Here is a 22,160-nt window from a genome sequence, read left to right on the forward strand (position 1 = left end):
CGCGCGCCGGCGACGGCAGCGGCGCCGATGCGGCCATCGGCTTCGTGCGCGCCGGCGCGGACACGGGCGCCGTCCACGCCACGCTGGGCTACGACTACACGCTGTCGCCCCGTTCCAGCGTCTACCTCTACCACACACGGCTGCGCAACGAGGCCCGGGGTGCGTACGACTTCGCGATCAATCCGGCCAACAGCGGCGGCACCGCCGCGACAGGCGCCCGCCTGTCGGCCACGGCGCTCGGCTTGCGCCATGCATTCTGACCCGGTCCCCCTGCAGTTCGTCGGGCCAAAGCGGCAGTTTGTCGCCTGGCCGTGGCGTGGGCCCGCGCAGGCCCCTACAGTGGCTCCATCGAATCCACTTGCGCCCGGAGCCACCATGAGAAAGCTGCTGATCGTTACCCTCGTCGTCCTGCTGTCGATCGCCCTGTGCAATGCGCTCGACGCGCACGATTACTACGTCCACTTCGACGGCGACGAGGTCGATGGCCCGCTGGGCGTGCTGCTGGCAATGCTGTTCGCCGGCGGCGGGCTGGTGCTGGGCACCGTCATCATCCTGGCCGTGGCCGTGTTCCTGTGCGTGCTGTTCACCGGCCTGGGCGTGATGGTGCTGGCCGGCCTGGGGCTGGGCTGCGTGGTGGTTGCAGCATTGGCCGCGCCCTTCCTGCTGCCGGTGCTGATCCCGCTGGCAATCGTCTGGTACATCGTGCGGCGCAACCGCAGCAAGCGCGACGAAATGCTGAAAGGCGCCGCCGTCTGACGGCAGGCGCCTGGCTTCTCAGGCAGCCAAGGCTGCCGTCATTGCCATCCCGAAGTCGCGCAAGCCAGCCGCAGCGGCGACACCCCGCCCAGCGTGATGCCGGCCTGGTCCCAGTCCTGCACCGGCAGGCAGCCCGGCCGGTCGGCGCAGCAGGAAGCCGTCGTGATGCCAAGCGCGGCGAAATATGCCGGTGTTTCCCACTCGATCGCGGCGAAATGCGACCCGGAGCGTGTGCAGGCAAACAGGGCAAGCGAAAACTGCGGCGCGACGGCAAAGCCGCAGGGCACGGCCTGGTCCGGCTCATGCCTGCCATCGCGCCGGCCGGCAGCGACGGCGCCGCAGATCATGGCCGTCAGCGGCGCCCGTTCGGCATGCCCCGCCTGCACGATCCGGTTGATAGCTGCCAGCAAGCGGTACTTCATCTCCTCGCGGAACAGCTCCGGTCGCGTGCGGGAAATGAAGCGGCAGCGCCGACGGGCGGCATCGGCCGATGCACCGGTGGCGAGTTCGTCGAGCAGGTCGCGCAACGGCTTCAGGTGTTCAGGCGCTTGCGCCAACCAGACGTCCGGCAGGTCCCATGCCACCGCCGACGACGGGGTGAAGTCGACAATGTCGAATCGTTCCTTGCGATAGTGGGCGAACAGGCGTCCCACGATGGCCTCGATGCGCGCCTGCCCGGCGCCGCTTGCGGCAGCCGCGGCATGGTGCCGCGGGATGCCGCAAAGGCGCAGCACTTCCTCGGCCAGGGTGCGCCGGTAGCTTGCATGCGCCGCCTGCAGGACCTGGGCGATAAACCCGTCCTGCCCCATCTCGCCGTCGTGGCAGCGGCCGAAGAAATAGGCCAGCGAGCGCGCGGACTGCACCAGGATGTCGAACTCCTCGCCGGTGGGCGGACTGCCATGCACCATGACGATACGGGCCCACGAGGGCAGCGACGAGCAGGCGCCGAAGTCGAGCAACTTGCCGTCGAAGCAGATATTCGACGTCGAATTGCCGCTCGGGGACAGGCGATGCACATAGGCGTAGGCAAGCTGCTGCGCCCAGGTGGAAAAGAATGCCAGGAACTGGTCGCGCAACGGCCCGGCACCGCAGTAGGCGCCGACGCCGTGGAACACCTGCTGCACGCGGGCGAAATCCAGGGCGCCTTCGGTCGGATTGGCGGCCAGGAAGCTGTGCGCGCGCTCGAAATGGGCCGGACGCAGCATGCACGGACGAACGATCAGGACCCGTTTTTCGCTCGACGTCGTCAATTCGCCTTGCCATACCTGGACCAGGCCGGTATCGATGATCGCCAGCGTGGGAATGGCGGAACCGGGAAACTCCGCTTCGACGATTTCAGAAAAAATCGTCTCGCGCACCGCTTCCTCCAGGTACGCCCCGCCACTCGAATGGGCCGCGTTGGCGTCGATGCCGATGAGCGGCGTCTTGCCCACGCCCTTGACCAGGTAGCCGTTCACCACCGCCGTGCGGCCGCTGCCGCCGTTGGTGCCGATGCCGGGGCCGCCATAGCGGTCGGCATGGGCGGTCGTCCAGTCTTCGGCGCCGGCCGTGTCCGCGGCAGCCGGCGCCGCGGGCACGACGAAAGCGCACGCAGCCAGCAGGTGGGCGGCGTAGGCAACGGCGTCCTGGCCCAGCGCGTGATAGGCAGGATCGCCGGCCATGGCGCGCTCGTTGAGCCACAGCATGCGCGGCGCGGGCGCGCGCTGCAGTTGCACCGGCACGGCAGAGGCGCCGCTGGCGAACAGGTCGAGCGCGACCGGCCCGGGAAGGCGGTCGAACGCCGTTGCACCCATGCCGGGACGGCCGTCGCGCGCGTTCATGCGCCCCCCAGGCTGGCGATCAGCGCGCCGCGATGGGCGCTTTCCCATGCGGTGAACCGCAACGACTGCGCATCGCGCAGCGATGGATACAGGTGAATGGTCATGTGGTCCGCCGCGATGTGGTCGAAGAAGTGGGTCAACAGCGGCGCAACCAGGTGCGGCGGCGCCAGTACATCGAAAATGCACAGGTGTTCGCCCTCGTTCCATTCGCCGTGCGACAGCGCGCAGACCGGTCGCACCGGTTCGCTGTTCATCGTAAATGCCGAGATCCATCCCCAGGTCAGTAGCGCCGACGCGCTGCCGTCGGGCGCGTGGAGCATATGGAACTGCTTGAGTCCGATAGCGGGCTTGATGGCGGCCAGCGCCAGCGGCAAAGGCGCTTCAGCGTATTTTTGCGTGCGGCCGAGCAGCGTCAATGCCTGTCCGATAGGAAGCGCGTTGTTCATCGCCATCCATCCCGCATGGTGGGAGGTGTAAAAGACCCTTGGCATAGTTCGTCAGTAGCGTGGAGTAGGTGGGCAAGCCGGCAGGGCCAGGCGTTACGGCAGGGCTGGGCGGGCCGCGGTGGCGAAAAAGGCGTGGCGGCCATGGCGGCCAATGCGTTTCGCGATCCGACGGCGGCCCTTGAAGCGGAAGTAGGTGACCTGGTCGGCGTCCGCGAACAGGCGGTCGCGCATATCTTCCAGCACCGCCGGAACATGTCCGGCCGCGATGTGGAAGTCGGTGACCCACAGGCTCGTGCCGGAGGTGCGCTCCGCCCCACTCAGCTCGAACGGTGGGGCCGCCAGCATCTTGTGCTCGGTCTCGGCGGACAAGGTAGCCCACGCGATATAACCGATGAATACGCCAAAGCGGTCGAAATAGAGCTTGATCTGGTTGGCGCGGGCGGCGGGAACCAGCCCGTGCAACATCGGTGCAAGCCGCTTGCAGCGATCCGGCTGCGTCGCCATCAGTTGCGCGACCAAGCCCACGATGATCGCGCATTTCTGCTCCGCATCAATGGACATGCCATTGATGCCAACAATCGTTTCAAAGCTGTACATGGTGGATCGGTCAGCGCGCTAATGCCAGGCCCAGCAGGGCGATTTTCGTCAACAAACAGAGCAAGGTAGCGGCGAGCAATACCAGGTGCGTGCGCAGCAAGGGGTCAATCGCGCGTTCGCTCGCGGGCGCCAGCGCCACCGAGGAACGGGGACCGAATACCCTGGCACCGGACGACAGCAGCAGCGCGACGACCAGCGGCAGTGCCTGTACAGACATATATTCGGGAAGAAAATCTTGCAGGAGCCAGGCCATCGCCGCGGCGAAGGCCAGACAGTCGATGCCCAGGAACAGAAGTGGAGAGCCGTAAAACCGCGCAAGGTTGGCGGCATTGACGCGATCGGATACCGACCCGCGCCTGCCCCAGATCAGCCATTGGGCGCCGCTTCGATCAACTGCTATATACATGGATGACCTTCACAATAGTGGGCACCACGACGGTGCCCACCGATATAGTGGGCACCGTCGTGGTGCCCACCGATAAAACGCTTAGAACGAGCAGTACGAATTGTAGGCGTACATTGCGCCGCCTGCGAAGGCTACGCCAGCACCCAGGCCGGTGCTCGAGAACACGGCGCCCACGCTGCCCACGCCAGCCCAGAAGTTGGCGGTGCTGGAGTATTGCGACGAGGTCATGCTGTTCGAGCAGCCCCAAGGTGCATCTGCGCCGGCGACTTCCTGGTATTCATTTACGGACAAAACTTGCATTGTGTACTCCTCTAATTTTTTATTGATGCCGAAATGCCGGCAAATTATTCTTACCCGATGAAGCTTATTACCACGAGCAGTACGAGTTGTAGGCGTACATTGCGCCGCCGGCAGCTGCCACGCCGAAGCCCAGGCCGGTGCCGCTGAAGGCTGCGCCCATCATGCCAACGCCGCCCCAGAAACCGGCAGCGCTCGAGTATTGCGACGAGGTCATGCTGTTCGAGCAACCGAAAGGAGCATCAGCACCAGCGACTTCTTGGAATTCGTTTACGGACAAAACTTGCATTTTATTTCCCAATACTTCATTTAAAAGCGTCGATAAGTGTCGACGAACCACTTCACGCTGCGGGAATATCTTCCGGCATTCGCCAGATAAATAAACCGCAGCACAAACCTGCCTCGCGAATAATCCATTCGCGACAATAAAAATTACCTGCTTATATATTTACTTTTTAAAAGATTAACGGCAACGGTTAAATACGTCAATTCTTTTCATGTCTTTTTTACGCTTTCAGCGCATTTTTTCTGTTATCGCCTTTTATGCTTTTATATCAGCGCGCCATTGCATCGTGCCGTGCCGACCGGTGCCGGCGTGACAGGCGACGTTTTCCGACCAGCCATGGACATTTCCGCATAAATGCCAGCCAGGGCGCGCGCGCAGCCTTTCCACGTCAGGGCCGCAATATCGTCATGGGCACCCCGCACCATCGCGGCCGCGCGCGCCCTGTCCGTCAGCAGGGTCAGGATGGCCTCGGCGCATGCCGCGACATCCCAGTAGTCGACCTTGCAGGCATGCCCGACCACTTCGGCAATGCCCGACTGCTTCGACAGCACCGTCGGCACGCCCGCATCCATGGCTTCGAGCGCCGAAATACCGAAGGGCTCCGACACGGACGGCATCACATAGACGGCCGAGCGTTGCAGCAGGTGCCGGACTTCGTCCGCCACCAGGAAACCGGGGAAGAACATGGATTTCTCCAGGCCGAGTTCCGCCGCCAGGGCGCGCATGGCGGGCTGCATGTCGCCGCTGCCCGCCATCACGAACTGCACCTCCGGCATGCGCTGCGCCACCAGCTGGGCGGCGCGCACGAAGTAGGCAGGCCCCTTCTGATGGGTGATCCGCCCCAGGAAGCTGACCTGGGGCCGCGCCGCCAGCGGGCGTAGCGGCAAGCACCGCGCATAGGGATCGGCCGCATCGTAGACGGTGACGACCTTCGCGGGGTCCTGCCGGTAGCGCTCGATGATGATGTCGCGCGTGAAATTGCTGACGGCGACGATACGGTCGGCGGCCTCCATGCCCTGGCGCTCCAGGCCCACCAGCTCGGCGCTGGCGTGCACGCCGCTGCGGTCGTATTCGGTCGAGTGCACGTGCAGCAGCAGCGGTTTGCCGGTCAAGTCCCTGGCCTTGATCGCAGCCTGGCAGGTGAGCCAGTCGTGGGCATGGATCAGGTCGAAACTGCCGAGTTCCTCGATCAGCTGGGGCACCCGTGCGGCATAGGCCCGCGCCGCTTCGATCAGGTCCTGCCCGTAAGGCTTGCGGACCGTGGCGCCGGCCGCCGCCGGCAGGTAGGCGGCCGGCTCGGCCAACGCAATGATCCGCACGTGCGCCTGGTCCTCGCCATTGGGGCGGGTTGGAATGATGAAATCGACGTCGATACCGCCCAGTTCGGCCAGGCCGCGCGTGATGCCGTGGCATGCGGTACCGAGGCCGCCGCTGATATTGGGCGGAAATTCCCAGCCGAACATCAACACCTTGATGGGCGGGGCGCTCATGCGCGCTCCAGCAACAGGATGCCGTCGATGTCGACCTGCACGCGGCCGCCGCACACCGTGTAGTGGCGCTCGCCATCGGCGTCCCGCAGGCGCGTGCCCTCCTCGAACACGCTCTCGACCAGGAGGTCGAGAGCCCCAACATGGCAGAGGACGACCAGCACCGCGTCGCCGCTGTCCGGCAGGGTCCGGGAGAAAACATAGGGATCGACGCACAGCCGGGTGTGCACACCCGTCGCGATGGCGGGGTGGCGGCTGCGGAACTGCCCCAGCCGGCACCAGTGCGCCAGCCGCGCCGGGTCGAGCGTCGCCCAGTTCATGTCCGAGCGGGCGGCCTGGGCGGGATCGACGGGTGTGTCGGGGCCGTGCTGGCGCCCGCTTTCGTCGCCATAGAAGATCTGCACGCCGCCGGGCGCCAGCATCAGCGCAGCCGCCGCATAGGGAGTGCGCGCCTGGTCGCACAGGACCGTGTCATGCGACGACAGGTAGGACAGGACTTGATGCCCAGCGGCAAGAGTCGTGGCATAGCGTGCGTACAGGCGGTCGAGCCGGTGCAGCGCCAGGCTGCGCGGATAGTCCTCGCCCGTGTCGGTATCGCCGAAGATGGTCGCGATCTCATGCTGGAAGCTGAAATTGATGAGCGAATCGAAACCGCTGTCGTGGTAGTCGTTGCGCGCGATGCCGTTACCGAACACTTCGCCCGTCATCCAGAATGGGGCCTGGTCGATCCGCTTGGCCGGATGGCGCGCCTTCCAGTCGGCCAGTGCCGTCACGCACGCCTGTTTCAGTTCGCGCCACGTGCGCAGGTCCACATGCTTGCCGGAGTCGCAGCGGAAGCCGTCGATGCCGTAGGTGCGTACCCAGGCGCTCAACCAGCCGATCAGGTAGCCGCGCACCGTGGTGGCAGTTTCGTGAACGGCGCCGCTGTCGGCTTTGCCGGCCAGGAAAGCGGGCAGCGTGACGTGGTGCTCGGATTCGGTGCGGAAGCGTGCCAGGCCATGGCCCGGCGGCGTCGGCGCATTCGGTGCCGGCACCGTATCGCCTTCGCCCGGCATGCAGACCCAATCGCTTCCCCACCAGCGCGCGCGCAGCGCGGCGGGTTCCGCCAGCGCGCCATCGGCGCAGGTCGCCCGCAGCGACGGCGGGTCGAAATAGCCGGGATGACTCATCACGACATCGAGCACGACCCGGATGCCCGCCGCGTGCGCCGCGTCCACCATCGCACCGAACTCCGCGCCGGTGCCGAAGCGCGCATCGGGCACGGTGAAGTCCAGGGGCCAATAGCCGTGATAGGCGTAATGTTCGAACGGGTCGACGGTGGCCGGGCCGAGAATCTGCTGGTACGGCGCGCTGATCCAGATGGCATTGACGCCGAGGGCACCGAACCACCCTGCGTGTATTTTCTCGGTGATACCGGAGAAATTACCGCCGTGGAACTTTCCCACGTTTTCGCCGGTGGAAACAGGCCAGGCAGCACCGCCCGCCGCATGGAAGCGGTCCGTCAGAAGGAAATAGACAATGGGATTTCTGCTTAAAACGTTTTCCGGCAGCAGGGATAAGGCGGCAGATACCATTGCAAAATCATCGAGGCAAATGAGGCAAGAAATAATCAGCGCAGCGCGTGGTCGTGGCGGCGAATGTCCGTAGCGCAACCGGGGTAACGGCAACGCTTGAAAGCGGGCGAATTATAGGTAGGGCATGCGCCGAAAACAATTATTAATTTAAAAATACTTACAGTGTCCCATTTAAACATCAGTTGACGAAAATACAGAAAAATTATTGCAAAAAAGCTAAACGCTCTGCTACAGTCGCCGTCTTTTTCCGGCTGGCGCCCGGACCGGCGCGGCGCACGTTCGCCGGCCATATTTCATAGTTGAATCGCGATGTCCCTGTTCCGTCCCGCAGCCCTGAACGCCCGCCAAGTCAAGTGGCTGGGCGAAATCATCCTGATCCGTCCCCTTTCCTTTGCCGTGCTGACGGCACTTGCCGTCGGCGCGGCCGCCATCATCGTCGCCTTCCTGTGCATCGGCACCTACACCAAGCGCAGCACCGTCGGCGGACAGCTCGTGCCGGATCGCGGCCTCGTCAAGGTGTATGCGTCGCAGGCGGGCATCGTGCTGGAAAAGCGCGTGCACGAAGGCCAGCGGGTGCGGCGCGGCGATGTCCTGTTTGTCGTTTCCGGCGAGCGCAGCAGCAGTACGCAGAGCGACATCCAGGCGGCGATCAGCCGCAAGATCGAGATGCGCGAACAGTCCCTGCGCAAGGAACTGGACAAGACGGGCCAATTGCAGCTGGAAGAGCGCGTTGCGCTGGACCGCAAGATCGCCGGCCTGGAATCGGAACTGGCCAAGATCGAGAACCAGCTGGAAGGCCAGCGCAGCCGCGTGCAGCTTGCCGAAGAAACCGTGCGGCGCAGCGAAGAGTTGCTGGCGAAGTCCTTCGTATCGAAGGAGCAGGTGCAGCAAAAGCAGGCGGACCTGCTCGACCAGCGCAGCCGCCTGCAGGCCCTCGAACGGGACCGCCTGAGCGGCCGGCGCGAACTGGTCAGCCAGGAAAATGCACGGGCCAGCGCGCCCTTGCGCGACCAGAACCTGCTGGCGCAGATCGCACGCCAGCTCACCAGCACGGGCGAGGAACTGACCGAGAGCGAAGCGCGGCGGCGACTGGTGGTCACGGCGCCCGAAGACGGCATCGCCACGGCGGTTGCCGTCGAGACAGGCCAGGCGGTCGATGGCTCGCGCCCACTGGTGAGCGTGGTGCCGGCGGGGGCGCTGATGCAGGCTCACCTGTATGCGCCGAGCAGCGCGATCGGCTTCGTCCAGCCGGGTGACACGGTGCTGCTGCGCTATCAGGCCTACCCCTATCAGAAATTCGGCCATGCGCGTGGCCGGGTGGTTTCCGTCTCCAAGACCGCCCTGCCGTCCAACGAATTGAGCGGCCTGGGCTGGTTCGCCGCCAATGGCGCGGGCAGTTCGCCGCTGTACCTGGTCACGGTCAGGCTGGAACGGCAGTCGGTCACGGCGTACGGCAAGCAGCAGGCAATCCAGGCAGGCATGCTGCTCGATGCCGATGTGCTGCGCGACACGCGCCGCCTGTACGAATGGGTGCTCGAACCGCTGTTCAGCATGACCGGCCACTTGTGACACGCGCCGATTCCCGCCTTGCCTTTTCACCGCACCAAGTGTTGATACCATGTCTTTACTGAACGACCTTTCATTCGGCTTCGGCAGGCGAATGCCCGTGATCCTGCAAACCGAGGCAACCGAATGCGGCCTGGCGTGCCTGGCGATGGTGGCGGCCTACCATGGCAACGGCACCGAGCTGGCCGCGCTGCGGCGCCAGCATCCCGTGTCGCTGAAGGGCGCGACGCTGATGCACCTGGTGAAGATCGGCGAACGCATGCATCTGGGCACGCGCGCGCTCAAGCTGGAGCTCGACGACATCCCCAAGCTCAAGCTGCCGTGCGTGCTGCACTGGAATTTCAACCACTTCGTCGTGCTCAAGGCCGTCAGCGCCAAGGGCGTATTGACGATCCACGATCCGGCGTTCGGCCTGCGCAAGATATCGCCGGACGAGGCGTCCAAGTCGTTTACCGGCGTCGCACTGGAACTGTGGCCGGCGACCGATTTCAGCCCCCGGAAAAGGGCGCAGCCCGTCAAGCTGCGCAGCCTGATGGGCAATATCGACGGGCTGCGGCGCTCGTTCGCGCAGATCCTGCTGCTGGCGCTGGCAATGGAAGTGTTTGCGTTGGTGACGCCGTTCTTCATGCAGTGGGTACTCGACGACGTTATCGTCGCGGCCGACCGCACGCTGCTGACGACCTTGGCGCTGGGTTTCGGCCTGCTGATGCTGATGCAGCAGGTCATCACGACGGTGCGTTCCTGGGTGCTGATCTACATGAGCACGACGCTGAACATCCAGTGGCGCGCCAATGTGTTCAGCCACATGGTGCGCCTGCCGGTCGAGTATTTCGAAAAACGCCACCTGGGGGACGTCATCTCGCGCTTCGGCGCCATCGACCAGATCCAGCGGGGGCTGAGCACCGCCTTCCTAGAAGGCATACTCGACGGCTTGATGACCGTGGTGACCCTGTTCATGATGTTCCTCTACAGTCCCCTGCTGGGCTGGATCGCCGTTGGAACGATGAGCTTGTACGCCCTGGGCCGGTGGGCATGGTATCGCCCGCTGCGCGACGCGACCGAAGAACAGATCATCCACGCGGCCAAGCAGCAGAGCCACTTCCTGGAAACCGTCCGTGGCGTCAAGGCCATCAAGCTGTTCCAGCGCGAGGATGTGCGGCGCGCCAGCTGGCTCACCCTGCTGGTCGACCAGGTCAATGCCGACCTGCGCACGCAACGCATTATCCTGCTGTACCGGTCGATGAACGGCGTGTTGTTCGGTATCGAGAACATCCTCATCATCTGGCTGGGCGCCACGCTCGTGCTGGACGGGAGTTTCAGCGTCGGCATGCTGATGGCGTTCATTGCCTACAAGGGGCAGTTCGACGGGCGCGTCAGCTCGCTGATCGACAAGCTGTTCGAACTGAAGATGCTGCGGCTCCAGGGTGAACGCCTGTCCGACATCGTCCTGACCAAACCGGAAGAAGAACACGGCCTGCACGGCGACGCCGCGATGGACGTCGAGCCGGCGATCGAACTGCGCGAGCTGTGCTACCGGTATGCCGAGAACGAGCCGATGGTCATCAATGGCGTCAACCTGACGATCGCGCCCGGGGAGTCGGTGGCCATCGTCGGTCCATCCGGCTGCGGCAAGTCCACGCTGATGAACGTGCTGCTGGGGATCTTGCCGAGCACGTCGGGCAGCGTCCATATCGGCGGCTTGAGCGTCGCGTCGAACGGCCTGGACACGCTGCGCCGCACCGTGGGCACGGTGCTGCAGGACGACGTGCTGTTTGCCGGATCGATTGCCGACAATATCAGCTTCTTCGACCCGCAGGCCGATCGCGCCTGGGTCGAGGAATGCGCGGCGATGGCCGCGGTCGCGGCGGAAATCTCGGCCATGCCGATGGCGTACAACACGCTGATCGGCGAGATGGGCACGGTGCTGTCGGGCGGGCAGAAGCAACGCATCCTGCTGGCGCGGGCCCTGTACAAGCGGCCCAAGATCCTGTTCCTCGATGAAGCGACCAGCAACCTGGACGTGGAAAAGGAACATGAGGTCAATGCGGTGATCAAATCCCTGCGCATGACGCGCATCATCATTGCGCACCGGCCCGAGACGATCGCCTCGGCCGACCGCGTGGTGGTACTGCTCGGCGGGAAGATCGTGCATGACAGTGCCGCACAGGCGGACCTCGCGGGCGCCGCGGCGCCGGTGCCCGTGAAGGCCGCCTGACGCCCCACGGCGTGCGCGGCCGCGGCTGCGGCCCTAACGCTGCCGCGCCGCATACTCCCGATACCCGCGCGCCCGCAACGCGCACGCCGGACATTCGCCGCAACCGTAGCCCCAGTCGTGCAGCTCTCCCCGCTCGCCCTTGTAGCAGGTGTGCGTGTCGGCGCGGATCAGGTCCACCAGGGCCTGGCCGCCCAGGCGTTCGGCCAGCTCCCACGTTTCCGATTTATCGAGCCACATCAGCGGCGTTTCCAGCTTCAGGCGCGTGTCCATGCCCAGGTTCAGGGCCACCTGCAGGGCCTTCATGGTGTCGTCGCGGCAGTCCGGGTAGCCGGAAAAGTCCGTTTCGCACATGCCGCCCACCAGCACATTCATGCCGCGCCGGTAAGCCAGCGTGGCGGCCACCGTCATGAACATCAGGTTCCGGCCCGGCACGAAGGTGTTCGGCAGGCCATTGGCCTGCATCGTGATCTCGATATCTTCCGTCATCGCCGTCTGCGACAGCTGCGCGATCAGCGACAGGTCGATCATATGGTCATCGCCCAGCTTCGCGGCCCAATCGGGTCGGCCCGTGCGCAGCTTGGCCAGCAGTTCGGGGCGCATCGTCAACTCGATGGCGTGGCGCTGGCCATAATTGAAGCCGATCGTTTCGACCCGTTCGTAGCGGTCCAGGGCCCAGGCCAGGCAGGTGGTGGAATCCTGCCCACCGCTAAAGAGTACCAGCGCCGCGTCGCTTTTCATGATTGCCAATCCTATAATCTCGATAATGATTCCGGCAGCTGTTATCGGAACGCCATGCTTTCGGCATATCCAGTACCATCCTGCTTATTTGCTCAACCGTGCCCTGCTGGGCCGATTACCGGAAAAACTCGAATTTTGGCATATGTCGCGACAAAAGTAATGCAGCAGGTGGCGTTCGCCTGCGCCGCGCTGGCGCTGCCGCTGGCCGTGCTGGCGGCGGACGGCTTCCAGTACAACGTGCGCATCAACGCGCCGGGCGACCTGGACGAGCTGCTGGAAGAGAACCTCGACCTGCTGCGCTACCGCGGCAATCCCCGCACGGACCGCGAGCAGCTGCGCCGCATGGTGCGCACCACGCCGGCCCAGGCCAAGACGCTGCTGGCCACGGAAGGCTATTACAATCCCGAGGTCACGGTGCGCCTGGAGGACGGCGAGACGACGCCGAGCGTCATCGTCGACGTCACGCCGGGCCAGCCGGTGCTGGTCGGCGCCGTCGAGATCGTGCTGAACGGCTTCGAGGCGACGGGCGACACGCCGTTCGACAAGGAAGCCCTGAAGGCCAGCTGGCCTCTGGCCGAAGGCGAGGTATTTCGCCAGTCCGACTGGGAACAGGCCAAGCGGGCCATCCTGCGCGCCGTCGTGCAGACGCGCTACCCGCGCGCCCAGCTGACGGAGAGCGTGGCCACGGTTGACCCGGAAACGAACCGCGCCCTGCTGCGGGTGGCGCTCGACAGCGGCCCGGAGATGCGCTTCGGCGAATTGAAGATCGAAGGCCTGAAGCGCTATCCGGAGTCGATCGTGCGCAACCTGAACCAGATCAATCCCGGCGACGTGTACAGCGAAGCGGCCCTGCAGGCCTACCAGTCCCGCCTGCAGGACACCGGCTATTTCTCCGGCGTGGAAGTGAGCGCCGACCTGAACGCGCTGCTGGGCGAGCAGATGGAAGCGGCGGAGGGCAAGCGCGAGGGCACGCCGCAACCGGCCACGATGGCGCCGCTGCCGCTGCTGGTGCGCGTGGTGGAAAACAAGCGCAAGAACGCCAGCGTCGGTCTCGGTATCTCGACCAACACGGGCGCCCGCGCCTCGGTGGCCTACGACGACCTGGCCGTATGGGGCCTGCGCCTGAAAAGCGCACTGACGATCGAGCAGAAGAAGCAGAACGCCCGGGGCGACTTCTACTTCCCCACCACGGCCAAGGGCTACAACGACAGCTTCGGCGCCGCGCTCGACCGCGAGGACATCGAGGGCGAAACCATCCGCAGTGCCTCCGTCTACGCCAAGCGGGCCTGGGGCACGCCGCTGCTCGAGCGCAGCATCTCGGCCGAGTACCTGAACGAATCGCGTTCGATCGAAGGCGCGCCGTCGACCCACGCCATGAGTTTGCCGTTCACCTATGCCGTCACGTGGCGCAAGCTGGACAACCTGATCTTCCCCACCAAGGGCTATGTGCTCAACGCCACCGCGGGCGGCGCCGTGCTGCCGATCCTGACGGACGAAAAATTCCTGCGTGCCACCGCGCGCGGCATCCTGTACAAGCCCGTCAACCCGAAGAACATGTTCATCTTCCGGGGCGAGCTGGGCGCGCTCAAATCGGGCAGCAAGGACGGCGTGCCGTCCACCTACCTGTTCCGCGCCGGCGGCGACAATTCCGTGCGCGGCTACGGCTACCAGGAGCTGGGCGTGCGCGAAGGCGATGCCACCGTGGGCGGGCGCTACCTGCTGACGGCCAGTGCGGAATACCAGTACTGGTTCCGCCCGACGTGGGGCGTGGCGGCCTTCTACGACACCGGCAACGCCGCCGACTCGCTGTCGGAAATTCATCCGAAATCCGGCTACGGCCTGGGTGCCCGCTACAAAAGCCCGGTGGGCCCGATCAACGTCGACGTGGCCTACGGCCATGCCGTGCGCAAGGCCCACCTGCACTTCTCTCTGGGATTCACATTCTGATGGCCGGCCAAGACAACAACGACAACAACCCGGCAAGCACGCCCGCCACGGACACGCCGGCGCCGCGCCCGCGCCGCTGGCTGCGCCGCACGCTGATCGGCGCCGGCGTCACCGTCGTCGTGCTGGGCGGCGTGGTGTGGCTGCTGGGCCGCGAGACCACCCTGCAGCAGATCGCCGAGCGCGTCGCCCGCGCCAGCAACGGCTCCATCGCGCTGACGGGGGTGACAGGCTCGCTGTATGACCACATGCACATCGGCCGCCTGGTCTACAAGAGCAAGAGCAGCACCATCACGGCCGAGAATATCGATATCGACTGGTCGCCGCTGCAGTTCTTCTCGGCCGGGATCGAGATCAGCAAGCTCGATGTCGCCAATGTGCTGATGCAGAGCACCGGCCCGTCCGAGCCGTTGACGATGCCGGCCACCCTGGCGCCGCCGTTTCGCATCAGCGTGGCCGACGCCAGGCTGGCCAGGCTGGTGATGGTCAATCAACAGGGCGTGCGCAACGAAGTCACGGCGGTACACGCGCAGCTGTACGGCGACAAGACGCGCTGGCAGTTGAAGAACGCGGGCGCGATCACGCCCATCGGCAAGGTCGCTGCGGAGGCCACCATCGGCGCCCAGAAGCCGTTCGCGCTGGAGGGCAAGGCCCGCCTGTCGGAAGTGCAGTACGCGCCAGGCCAGGCACCGGCGCAATTGAACGCCGCCGTCACCGGCAACCTGGGCTTGATGACGGTGGCCGTCAAGGGCACGTCCGCCAATGCCAATGGCGACGGTGTCGTGACGATTGCGCCGTTCGACAAGATCCCCCTGCGTACGGCCGACGTGCGCGCCCATGGCGTCGACCCGTCGCGCTTCCAGTCGGCCTGGCCCAAGGCCAGCCTGAACATGGAACTGAAGGCGCAGCTGGGCACGGGCGAAAACGTGTCCGGCAGCCTGGCGCTGACCAACACGGCCGAAGCGGGCCCGCTGGACCAGGGACGCATGCCGTTGAAAGCCGTCACGGCGCGCCTGGGCGGCACCCTGACCGTGGCCACGCTGGACACGGTATTGATCGACCTGGGGGCGGCCGGCAAGTTCACGGGTGAAGGCAATGTGCACCGCACGGGACCGGATGGCGGCATCGAGACGGCCCAATTCAAGCTGCACACGGACCGCATCGACCTGCACGCGGTGCACGGCAGTGCCAAGCCGACGGCGATCGCGGGCGACATCACGGCCAGGAGCGTCGGCGAAAAGCAGGACTTCACCGTCGACCTGGCCGAAAAGAACCTGCGCCTGACGGCCAAGGCCACCCTGGACGGCGCCAACATCAACGTCACCCAGGCACGCCTGCAGGCGGCGCGGGGCAGCGTCAACCTGACCGGGCAGGCCAGCCTGAAGGACGACAAGCCCTTCAAGGTGGCGGCCACGGTCGAGCGCTTCGACCCGTCCGCCCTGGGCGACTTTCCCCAGGCCGACCTGAACGCGGCCATCAATGCCAGCGGCAAGCTGCTGCCCGAGTGGCGCACGGCCGCGGACTTCACGATCCGCCCAAGCCGCCTGTTCGGCCAGCCGCTGGCCGGCAGCGGCAAGCTCAATGCCGACGCCCGCCACCTGACCGATATCGCCGCCACCCTGGCGCTGGGCCAGAACACGGCGCAATTGAACGGCGACTTCGGCCTGCCGGCCGAAAAGCTGAACTGGAAGGTCGACGCGAAGCAGCTGACGGCCGTGCGCAGCGACCTGGCCGGCGCCGTCAACGCCACCGGCGTGGCCACGGGCGGCTATGCCGAGCCGCGCACCACGTTCGCGGCCGAAGCGCGCGGCCTGGCCATGACGGGCGCCAAGGTGCGCGCGCCGGACAGCCTGATTCGCGCTGCGGGCCAGCTGGCCCTGGCCGGCAAGGACAGGAAGCCCGAAGTGAGCATGAGCGGCAGCGTGGCCAAGGTCAATCCGGCCGCCTTTGCCGCCAGCGCCCCGACGGGCAATATCAATGCCGAGTTCACGGGCAACGCCCGCCTGGCTGCCGACTGGCGCGCCAATGTCGACCTGAAGCTGCAGCCGGCATCGACCTTGCAGGGCGCGCCGCTGACGGGCCATGCGAAAGTGGCGGGCAACCATATCCACGTCGACAATGCCGACGTCGACGTGCGCCTGGGCCCGAACAGCCTGGTGGCCAAGGGCGCCTTCGGCGCGCCGCGCGACCGCCTCGACTGGAAGCTCGACGCGCCCCAGCTGTCCAGCCTCGGTACCGGCTTCGGTGGCGTGCTGCGCGGCTCGGGCACGGCCGGCGGCACGATGGACAAGCCGCAGGTGTCGTTCGGCCTGGAAGGCAATGCCCTGCGCTTCCTCACGCACCAGATCCGGTCGCTGAAAGCCACCGGCACCCTGGGCAATGTGGAAGCGCTGGTGGCCGACATCGATATCGCCGGCTACACCTCGCCCGCGCTGTCGCTGGACCGGGCCCGCCTGCAAAGCAGCGGCACCCGCGCCAACCACAGCTTCGTGCTGACGGCCGCCAACCCCGACTTCGATGCCGCCATGCGCCTGCACGGCAGCTGGGCCGGCGACACGTGGAACGGCAGTATCGACACCCTGCAGAACCGGGGCCGCTTCGCCCTGAACCTGCAGGCGCCGGCGCCGCTGCGCATCGCCGCGCCGAAAGGCCGTGGCGTGGCGGGCCTGGCGTCGCCCGAGCAGATCGCGCTGAGCAATGCCGTCATCCGCCTGGCCGACGGCAGCATCCGCGTCGAGACCTTGCAGAAGAACGGCGCGAAGTGGAGCAGCCGTGGCGCGGCGGCCGGCGTGCCCGCTTCCTACCTGGCACAGTTGTCCAGCGCCTGGCGCAACAACGTCAAGTCCGACCTGACCCTGGGCGCCAGCTGGGCGGTGGCAGTGGCGACCCCCGCCGGCGCCGCTCCCGCGCTGGATGGCTCGGTGCAGGTATTCCGCGAAAAAGGCGATATCACGGTGACGGGCGGCGACAAGCCGTTCGCGCTGGGATTGACGCAGTTGCAGGCCGGCGTCAACGTAACGGGCAATACGCTGCGGCTCCAGGCGGCACTGGACGGTACCCGCGCCGGCCAGCTGAAACTGGGCGGCACGGCGCAGCTGCGCGATGGCCGCATCCCGTCGGACAGCCCCTTGAACGTGACGGGCAGCGTCAACATCCCGTCGCTGGCGTGGCTGTCGCCGCTGGCCGGCATCGAGGGACTGGAACTGGACGGCGCGCTGAAGGGCGTCCTGTCCGGCAACGGCACCGTTGGTGCACCCTCGCTCAATGGCGACGTGACGGGCTCGAACCTGGTGGTCAACTGGGCCGAACAGGGTATCCGCCTGCGCAATGGCGCCTTCGCCGCGCAGATCGCCGGCGACCGGCTGACGGTGCAGCGCATGCACTTCGAGGGCCGGACCGGCCGCGTCGATGCCGATGGCTGGGCGCGCCTTGCCAACGGCGAGGCGACGATGCAGCTGAAACTGGTGGCGGACAAGCTGGAACTGCTGTCGCGCCCGGACCGTACCCTGGTGCTGTCCGGCCAGAGTACCCTGGTGCGCGACGCCAAGCGCTTCCAGCTGCAAGGCAAGTTCCGCGCCGACCGGGGCGATATCGAAATGCCGTCGGAAAGCACGCCCACCATCAGCGACGACGTCGTCATCCTCGGCCGCAGCAAGCCCACCATCAAGGACGCGGCCGAATCGATGCCGCTGAACGTGGACCTGGAAGCAGACCTCGGCGACGACTTCCGCCTGCGCGGCAAGGGGCTCGACGCCTACCTGGCCGGCGCGGTGCACGTGCGCGTGGCGGACCGGCGCGCGCCGCGCGTGAACGGCAGCATCCGCGTCGTCAGCGGCACGTATGCCGCCTACGGCCAGCGCCTGGCCATCGAGCGTGGCGTCATCAACTTCACGGGCGCGTATGACAACCCGGGCCTGAACATCCTGGCCGTGCGCAAGCGGCCGGAAGGAACCGAGCTGACCGAGACGAACGTGGAAGCGGGCGTGGAAGTACGGGGCACGGCGCTGGCGCCGCAGGCCCGGCTCGTATCGACGCCGAGCGTGCCGGACAGCGAGAAGCTGTCCTGGCTGGTGCTGGGCCACAGTACGACGGACATGGCGGGCAATGAAATGGGCTTGCTGGGCACGGCGGCCGGGGCGCTGTTCGGCGGCAAGGGCGGCGGCAGCCTGGCCAACAAGGTCGGCCTGGACGAGCTGGGCGTCGGCCAGGCCTCGGGCAGCAACGGCAGCGCCAAGGGCCTGGAAAACACCGTCGTCACGGTGGGCAAGAAGCTGTCGTCCCGCGCCTACCTGAGTTTCGAACAGGGCGCCGGCACGGCGACCTCGCTCGTCAAGCTGCGCTACAAGCTCAATCCGCGCATCACGCTGCAGTTCCAGACGGGGACGAACAACGCGCTGGATATTCTGTATACCTGGGCCTTCGACTGAGCGGCAACGCCGGGCCAGGCCCGGCGGTGCCGCCTGTCAGTGCACCCGCACTTCGGGATTCTTGTCCGGCACCGGGTCGTCCTGCTCCACGGGAGCGTTCGGATGGTGGGGGTGGGCCGGCTGCGGCACGGGCGAGGGATCGTCTACCGGCACCGGCAGGTCCGGTGCCCGGTGCGCTTCGATGCGCAGGCCGCGCGGTGACACGATCGTGAAAAGCTCCATAAATCCTCCTGTCATTGACGTCAACAACGTTAGCACGGACCCTGTTTTGGCGCCGCAGCGTTACAATTTCACCCCGCATACCTTAATCACCGTTAGACCACCCATGCAATTGACCACCATCGCGCTGCTGATCCTGATTCCCCTGCTGATCTGGCGCATCTATTCCCGCGTCAAGCGCATCTTCGTGCGCCAGGAATCGCTGAAGTGGAAGCATGCACTGGGCGCGACATTATTCCCCTTTATGCTGGTGGCGGCAGGCGCCTCGCTGCTGCCCGATATGTTCGCCGTGGCCTGCCTGGGCGGCGCCGCCGTCGCCGGTGGCTGGCTGGGCGTGTTCGCGCTGAAGAAAACCCGCTTCGAGAACCACGGCCGCCGCTTCTTCTTCAAGCCGTACGACCGCTTCGGCATCGTGCTGTGCCTGCTGCTGGCAGCGCGCGTGCTGCAGATCGGCGTGGAAATCTATGCCAGCCGGCAGGGCCTGAGCCCGCAGGCCGTGACGCAGGAAGCGCTGCTGCACGATCCGCTGTCGCTGGTGCCGTTCGGGCTGCTGGCGGCCTACCTGGCCGTCTACTCGATCGGCATGCTGCGCTGGCGGCGTGCCCAGCCCGTACTGCCGGAGGTCGAATGAACACGGCAACCCTGTCCCCCGCCGACGTGCTCCCTGCGGACCTTCTGCCGGAAGAACCGCGCATCGACGATGCGCCGCGCCAGCAGATGCTGACCGAGCGCTTCCTGCTGCCGGCCCTGCCGGAACTGCGCGCCCTGCTGCTGCACCTGCGCGCGCAACTGGACCCGGCGCTGGCCGAACGCATCGGCGGCGACTATCCGCGCGGGCGCTGCCGCGACATCGCGGTGGCGCTGGAGCGCGCGCTGCTGGAGCTGGCACCGGCGCGGCTGCCCGAGCCTGTCGCGGCGGGCCTGGTGGCCTTCGCCCGCTTCGTCGAGCAAGGCGGCAACGTGCGCCTGGTATGGGGCGCGCTGCGGGGCCAGGGCCTGCGCCACGTCTTCCTGTTCGGTACCCTGTGCGTTGACGTGGCGCCGGACAGCGTCGTGTCCGGCCCGCCGCACGTGACGGTCGTGCCCCTCGCGCAGGCGCGCCTGACACCGGTGCACAACCACCGCCAGTACGCGTTGCTGATGGCAAGCCAGTTCGATGCCCGCGTCTATCCGAACCACGTGCTGCCGGCACTGGCGCCGCACGTCCCGCTCCTGATGCTGGTGCCCGGCGGCAGCGCCAGGCTGGAAGCGCGCGCGCCCTACATGCTGGCGCTGGCGCGGCGCAGCGGCTTCACGTCCAGCTTCGACGCCCTGCACATGAAGGCGATGTCGCACGCCATGTTCAACGTGGTGGCCAACACCCTGGCGGCGGCCGGCTTCGACGTGGCCGACAGCGCCGGGGAAGGCAAGGCAGCCGCACTGGAAGCGTGCCGGCAGGCGCGCGACGCCCGTCCCCGCGCGGCCCAGGCCCAGGAAGAAGCGGCCATCGCCGCACTGAAGAAGGCCAATCGCGCCCTGCAGATCCTGACGGTTTCCGCACCGCGCGCCTGATCAGACCAGGGAGCGCAGCGCTTCCTTCAGGTCGGGATAACGGAAGTCGAAGCCCCCATCGAGCATGCGTTTCGGCACCACGCACTGCCCTTCCAGGACCAGGTCGGCCTGTTCGCCCAGCAGCAGGCGCACCGGCCAGCCCGGCGTGGGCAGCAGCGCCGGGCGGTGCAGCAGCCCGGCGGCCGTGCGCGCGAATTCGCCTTGCGTCGCGCACCGGGGCGCCGTGAAGTTCCAGGCGCCCTGCACCGGTTCCTCGCGCCGCGCGAGCCACGCCAGCGCGCGCAGCAGATCCTCGACATGAATCCACGACAGGTGCTGCCGCCCGCCGCCCAGCGGTCCGCCGGCGCCCAGCTTGATCGGCAGCAGCATCGACGGCAGCGCGCCGCCATGGCCCAGCACGAGGCCGAAGCGGGTGCAGGCCACCTGGACGCCATGCGCGGCCGCTTGCCCGGCCGCCTCCTCCCATTCCCGGCACAGCTGCGACATGAAGATGGACTGCGGCGGACTCGCTTCCGTCAGTTCCTCGTGCACGCCCTGCGGCTGCACGCCGTAGTAGCCGATGGCCGACGCCGACAGCAGCAGGCGCGGTTTCACGGCCGCCGTGGCGATCCACGCGACCAGCCGCTGCGTCAGTGCCACGCGGCTGGCGCGCAGCGCGGCCTTGCGCGCTTCGGTCCAGCGGTGGCCGAGGATGCGGGCACCGGCCAGGTTGACGACGATATCGATGCGCGACTTGCCCGCCAGTTCCGTCAGGGCGCCGATGCAGTGCACGCTGGGGCCCAGCACGCGCAACGCGTTGGCCGGGTCGCGCGTCAGGGCGAAAACGTGCTGGCCGTCCGCCAGCAGTGCCGCCACCAGCTGGCGGCCGACGAAGCCGGTGGCGCCCGTCACGAGCACGGCCTGTCCGGCAGGTCCGAAGCTGAGCGGCTCAGTCATCGCGCAGCCCCTTGGTGAAAGGGCTGCCCCGGTGGCACACATCCCCGTCGCACCGGGGCGCCTGGGCCGGCAGGCGCATGCCGAGCAATCGCGAGACCCGGTAGCGGTTACGTGCGAAATGATCGTAGGCCCAGGCCAGCGCCGGACGCAGGGGCCGGATACGCAGCGGCAGCACGGCCCACTTCATGCCCACCAGCGAATACGCCGCCTGCATGCTGTCCAGGCCGGACAGCACGCGGCCGTCGGCCGTGACGACATGCAGCCGTGCGTTCAGGGCCGCCATGTCCGTCCCCGGCGGGAAGTCGGCGAAACCCGGCGCCGCGATATCGACGAAGGCCAGCGCGCCGCGCCGGTCGTTGCGGCGCAGGGTCAGCATGGCGTCAAGGCAGAAGGCGCAGGCGCCGTCGTAGTACAGCGTCAGTTCCGGCTTGTTCATGGTGTTCTCAGTCATCGCGCAGTCCTTTCACGAATGGGCTGCCGGTCTGGCAGGTAGTGCCGTCGCAGCGGGGCGCGCCGGCCGGCACGCGCATGCCGAAGAAGTCCGATACCTTGTAGCGGTGGCGCGCGAACTGCTCGTAGCACCACGCCATCAGGGGGCGCAAGGGGCGAATCCGCAGCGGCCAGACGACCCAGCCCAGGCCCACCAGCCGGTAGATGGCCTGCATGCTGTCCAGGCCCGTCAGCACGCGACCGTCCGCCGTCACCGAGTGCAGCCTGGCGTTCAGGGTGGCCATGTCTGTCCCGGGCGGAAAATCGGCAAAGCCCGGCGTCGCCAGGTCGACAAAGACCAGCACGCCGCGGCGGTCGTGGCGCTTCAGCATGCTCACTTCGGCCACGCAGAAGCCGCAGGTGCTGTCGACGTAGATGGTCAGTTCCGGTGTCGTCATGGTGGCCT

At 66.6% G+C, this 22,160-nt stretch carries 20 protein-coding genes and 1 pseudogene; 8 read left to right on the plus strand and 13 right to left on the minus strand.

The features are described from left to right. Both GM672_RS28415 and GM672_RS20450 read left to right on the plus strand, forming a co-directional pair. A pseudogene (locus tag GM672_RS28415) lies at window positions 1-260 on the plus strand (porin); the annotation flags it as partial. A gap of 115 nt (window positions 261-375) precedes the next feature. Next, window positions 376-756: a hypothetical protein gene (locus GM672_RS20450; protein WP_155472387.1), complete on the plus strand. Its 381-nt coding sequence runs from the start codon at window positions 376-378 to the stop codon at window positions 754-756. A 38-nt stretch (window positions 757-794) separates the two neighbouring features. Here GM672_RS20450 and GM672_RS20455 read toward each other — a convergent pair whose 3' ends face one another. The 8 genes from GM672_RS20455 to GM672_RS20490 all read right to left on the minus strand — a co-directional run bounded on the left by GM672_RS20455 (window position 795) and on the right by GM672_RS20490 (window position 7,669). Continuing rightward, window positions 795-2,576 (minus strand): hypothetical protein, encoded by a 1,782-nt coding sequence (locus GM672_RS20455; protein ID WP_155472388.1) that lies wholly within the window; start codon window positions 2,574-2,576, stop codon window positions 795-797. Then, a complete protein-coding gene (locus tag GM672_RS20460; protein WP_170300166.1) occupies window positions 2,573-3,028 on the minus strand; it encodes a toxin-activating lysine-acyltransferase in 456 nt (151 codons plus the stop codon). The genes GM672_RS20455 and GM672_RS20460 overlap by 4 nt, the downstream gene beginning before the upstream one ends. An 87-nt stretch (window positions 3,029-3,115) precedes the next feature. Beyond that, window positions 3,116-3,619, minus strand: coding sequence for a toxin-activating lysine-acyltransferase (locus GM672_RS20465; protein WP_155472390.1), 504 nt, complete (start codon window positions 3,617-3,619; stop codon window positions 3,116-3,118). Window positions 3,620-3,629: 10 nt separating this feature from the next. Then, the gene (locus GM672_RS20470; protein WP_155472391.1) at window positions 3,630-4,025 is read right to left on the minus strand and encodes a hypothetical protein; all 396 of its coding nucleotides are present in this window, start codon (window positions 4,023-4,025) and stop codon (window positions 3,630-3,632) included. Between the two features lie 81 nt (window positions 4,026-4,106). Continuing rightward, window positions 4,107-4,325 carry a hypothetical protein gene (locus GM672_RS20475; RefSeq protein ID WP_155472392.1) on the minus strand — a complete coding sequence of 73 codons (219 nt, stop codon included), beginning with the start codon at window positions 4,323-4,325 and terminating at the stop codon, window positions 4,107-4,109. Window positions 4,326-4,392: 67 nt separating this feature from the next. Then, window positions 4,393-4,539, minus strand: a complete 147-nt coding sequence (locus GM672_RS20480; protein ID WP_155472393.1) for a hypothetical protein — start codon at window positions 4,537-4,539, stop codon at window positions 4,393-4,395. A 332-nt stretch (window positions 4,540-4,871) separates the two neighbouring features. Beyond that, entirely contained in the window at window positions 4,872-6,098 is a 1,227-nt protein-coding gene (locus GM672_RS20485) for a glycosyltransferase family 4 protein (protein ID WP_155472394.1), read from the minus strand. Beyond that, window positions 6,095-7,669, minus strand: coding sequence for an alpha-amylase family glycosyl hydrolase (locus tag GM672_RS20490; protein ID WP_155472395.1), 1,575 nt, complete (start codon window positions 7,667-7,669; stop codon window positions 6,095-6,097). Before GM672_RS20490 ends, GM672_RS20485 begins: the two co-directional genes overlap by 4 nt. 309 nt (window positions 7,670-7,978) lie before the next feature. Here GM672_RS20490 and GM672_RS20495 point away from each other — a divergent pair, with 309 nt between their 5' ends. Continuing rightward, a complete protein-coding gene (locus GM672_RS20495; RefSeq protein ID WP_155472396.1) occupies window positions 7,979-9,238 on the plus strand; it encodes an HlyD family secretion protein in 1,260 nt (419 codons plus the stop codon). Window positions 9,239-9,287: 49 nt separating this feature from the next. Continuing rightward, a complete protein-coding gene (locus GM672_RS20500; RefSeq protein ID WP_155472397.1) occupies window positions 9,288-11,450 on the plus strand; it encodes a peptidase domain-containing ABC transporter in 2,163 nt (720 codons plus the stop codon). A gap of 33 nt (window positions 11,451-11,483) precedes the next feature. Here the strand turns inward: GM672_RS20500 and queC are convergent, their stop codons facing one another. Then, window positions 11,484-12,188, minus strand: coding sequence for a 7-cyano-7-deazaguanine synthase QueC (gene queC, locus GM672_RS20505; RefSeq protein WP_155472398.1), 705 nt, complete (start codon window positions 12,186-12,188; stop codon window positions 11,484-11,486). Window positions 12,189-12,347: 159 nt separating this feature from the next. Between queC and GM672_RS20510 the strand changes: the two genes are divergently transcribed. After that, a complete protein-coding gene (locus GM672_RS20510; protein WP_155472399.1) occupies window positions 12,348-14,135 on the plus strand; it encodes an autotransporter assembly complex protein TamA in 1,788 nt (595 codons plus the stop codon). Further along, window positions 14,135-18,559 (plus strand): translocation/assembly module TamB domain-containing protein, encoded by a 4,425-nt coding sequence (locus GM672_RS20515; RefSeq protein ID WP_155472400.1) that lies wholly within the window; start codon window positions 14,135-14,137, stop codon window positions 18,557-18,559. The genes GM672_RS20510 and GM672_RS20515 overlap by 1 nt, the downstream gene beginning before the upstream one ends. Before the next feature lie 36 nt (window positions 18,560-18,595). Here GM672_RS20515 and GM672_RS20520 read toward each other — a convergent pair whose 3' ends face one another. Then, entirely contained in the window at window positions 18,596-18,781 is a 186-nt protein-coding gene (locus tag GM672_RS20520; RefSeq protein ID WP_155472401.1) for a hypothetical protein, read from the minus strand. 103 nt (window positions 18,782-18,884) lie between these two features. On the opposite strand from GM672_RS20520, the gene GM672_RS20525 reads away from it, so the two are divergent. Continuing rightward, window positions 18,885-19,409: a CcdC protein domain-containing protein gene (locus GM672_RS20525; RefSeq protein ID WP_155472402.1), complete on the plus strand. Its 525-nt coding sequence runs from the start codon at window positions 18,885-18,887 to the stop codon at window positions 19,407-19,409. Further along, window positions 19,406-20,329, plus strand: coding sequence for a hypothetical protein (locus tag GM672_RS20530; RefSeq protein ID WP_155472403.1), 924 nt, complete (start codon window positions 19,406-19,408; stop codon window positions 20,327-20,329). The genes GM672_RS20525 and GM672_RS20530 overlap by 4 nt, the downstream gene beginning before the upstream one ends. Here the strand turns inward: GM672_RS20530 and GM672_RS20535 are convergent, their stop codons facing one another. The 3 genes from GM672_RS20535 to GM672_RS20545 are packed head-to-tail and all read right to left on the minus strand — an operon-like array spanning window position 20,330 to window position 22,152. Then, a complete protein-coding gene (locus GM672_RS20535; RefSeq protein WP_229417846.1) occupies window positions 20,330-21,265 on the minus strand; it encodes a TIGR01777 family oxidoreductase in 936 nt (311 codons plus the stop codon). It abuts the gene before it with no gap. Next, on the minus strand, window positions 21,258-21,716 hold the full coding sequence (locus GM672_RS20540) for a thiol-disulfide oxidoreductase DCC family protein (protein WP_155472405.1): 459 nt from the start codon (window positions 21,714-21,716) through the stop codon (window positions 21,258-21,260). Before GM672_RS20540 ends, GM672_RS20535 begins: the two co-directional genes overlap by 8 nt. After that, complete coding sequence (locus GM672_RS20545) at window positions 21,709-22,152, minus strand: thiol-disulfide oxidoreductase DCC family protein (protein WP_155472406.1); 444 nt, start codon at window positions 22,150-22,152, stop codon at window positions 21,709-21,711. Before GM672_RS20545 ends, GM672_RS20540 begins: the two co-directional genes overlap by 8 nt. Window positions 22,153-22,160: the final 8 nt, after the last annotated feature.

Origin of the sequence: Pseudoduganella buxea (assembly GCF_009720835.1) — a bacterium.
Lineage (GTDB): Bacteria > Pseudomonadota > Gammaproteobacteria > Burkholderiales > Burkholderiaceae_D > Rugamonas > Rugamonas buxea.

Bases quoted from the DNA above. Each gene is read 5' to 3' on its own strand.
- GM672_RS20495 (WP_155472396.1), top strand. From the start codon at position 7,979: ATGTCCCTGTTCCGTCCCGCAGCCCTGAACGCCCGCCAAGTCAAGTGG.
- GM672_RS20485 (WP_155472394.1), bottom strand. From the start codon at position 6,098: ATGAGCGCCCCGCCCATCAAGGTGTTGATGTTCGGCTGGGAATTTCCG.
- GM672_RS20540 (WP_155472405.1), bottom strand. From the start codon at position 21,716: ATGACTGAGAACACCATGAACAAGCCGGAACTGACGCTGTACTACGAC.
- GM672_RS20480 (WP_155472393.1), bottom strand. From the start codon at position 4,539: ATGACCTCGTCGCAATACTCGAGCGCTGCCGGTTTCTGGGGCGGCGTT.
- queC (WP_155472398.1), bottom strand. From the start codon at position 12,188: ATGAAAAGCGACGCGGCGCTGGTACTCTTTAGCGGTGGGCAGGATTCC.
- GM672_RS20500 (WP_155472397.1), top strand. From the start codon at position 9,288: ATGTCTTTACTGAACGACCTTTCATTCGGCTTCGGCAGGCGAATGCCC.
- GM672_RS20475 (WP_155472392.1), bottom strand. From the start codon at position 4,325: ATGCAAGTTTTGTCCGTAAATGAATACCAGGAAGTCGCCGGCGCAGAT.
- GM672_RS20450 (WP_155472387.1), top strand. From the start codon at position 376: ATGAGAAAGCTGCTGATCGTTACCCTCGTCGTCCTGCTGTCGATCGCC.
- GM672_RS20530 (WP_155472403.1), top strand. From the start codon at position 19,406: ATGAACACGGCAACCCTGTCCCCCGCCGACGTGCTCCCTGCGGACCTT.
- GM672_RS20515 (WP_155472400.1), top strand. From the start codon at position 14,135: ATGGCCGGCCAAGACAACAACGACAACAACCCGGCAAGCACGCCCGCC.
- GM672_RS20465 (WP_155472390.1), bottom strand. From the start codon at position 3,619: ATGTACAGCTTTGAAACGATTGTTGGCATCAATGGCATGTCCATTGAT.
- GM672_RS20520 (WP_155472401.1), bottom strand. From the start codon at position 18,781: ATGGAGCTTTTCACGATCGTGTCACCGCGCGGCCTGCGCATCGAAGCG.
- GM672_RS20470 (WP_155472391.1), bottom strand. From the start codon at position 4,025: ATGTATATAGCAGTTGATCGAAGCGGCGCCCAATGGCTGATCTGGGGC.
- GM672_RS20490 (WP_155472395.1), bottom strand. From the start codon at position 7,669: ATGGTATCTGCCGCCTTATCCCTGCTGCCGGAAAACGTTTTAAGCAGA.
- GM672_RS20535 (WP_229417846.1), bottom strand. From the start codon at position 21,265: ATGACTGAGCCGCTCAGCTTCGGACCTGCCGGACAGGCCGTGCTCGTG.
- GM672_RS20460 (WP_170300166.1), bottom strand. From the start codon at position 3,028: ATGGCGATGAACAACGCGCTTCCTATCGGACAGGCATTGACGCTGCTC.
- GM672_RS20455 (WP_155472388.1), bottom strand. From the start codon at position 2,576: ATGAACGCGCGCGACGGCCGTCCCGGCATGGGTGCAACGGCGTTCGAC.
- GM672_RS20545 (WP_155472406.1), bottom strand. From the start codon at position 22,152: ATGACGACACCGGAACTGACCATCTACGTCGACAGCACCTGCGGCTTC.
- GM672_RS20525 (WP_155472402.1), top strand. From the start codon at position 18,885: ATGCAATTGACCACCATCGCGCTGCTGATCCTGATTCCCCTGCTGATC.
- GM672_RS20510 (WP_155472399.1), top strand. From the start codon at position 12,348: ATGCAGCAGGTGGCGTTCGCCTGCGCCGCGCTGGCGCTGCCGCTGGCC.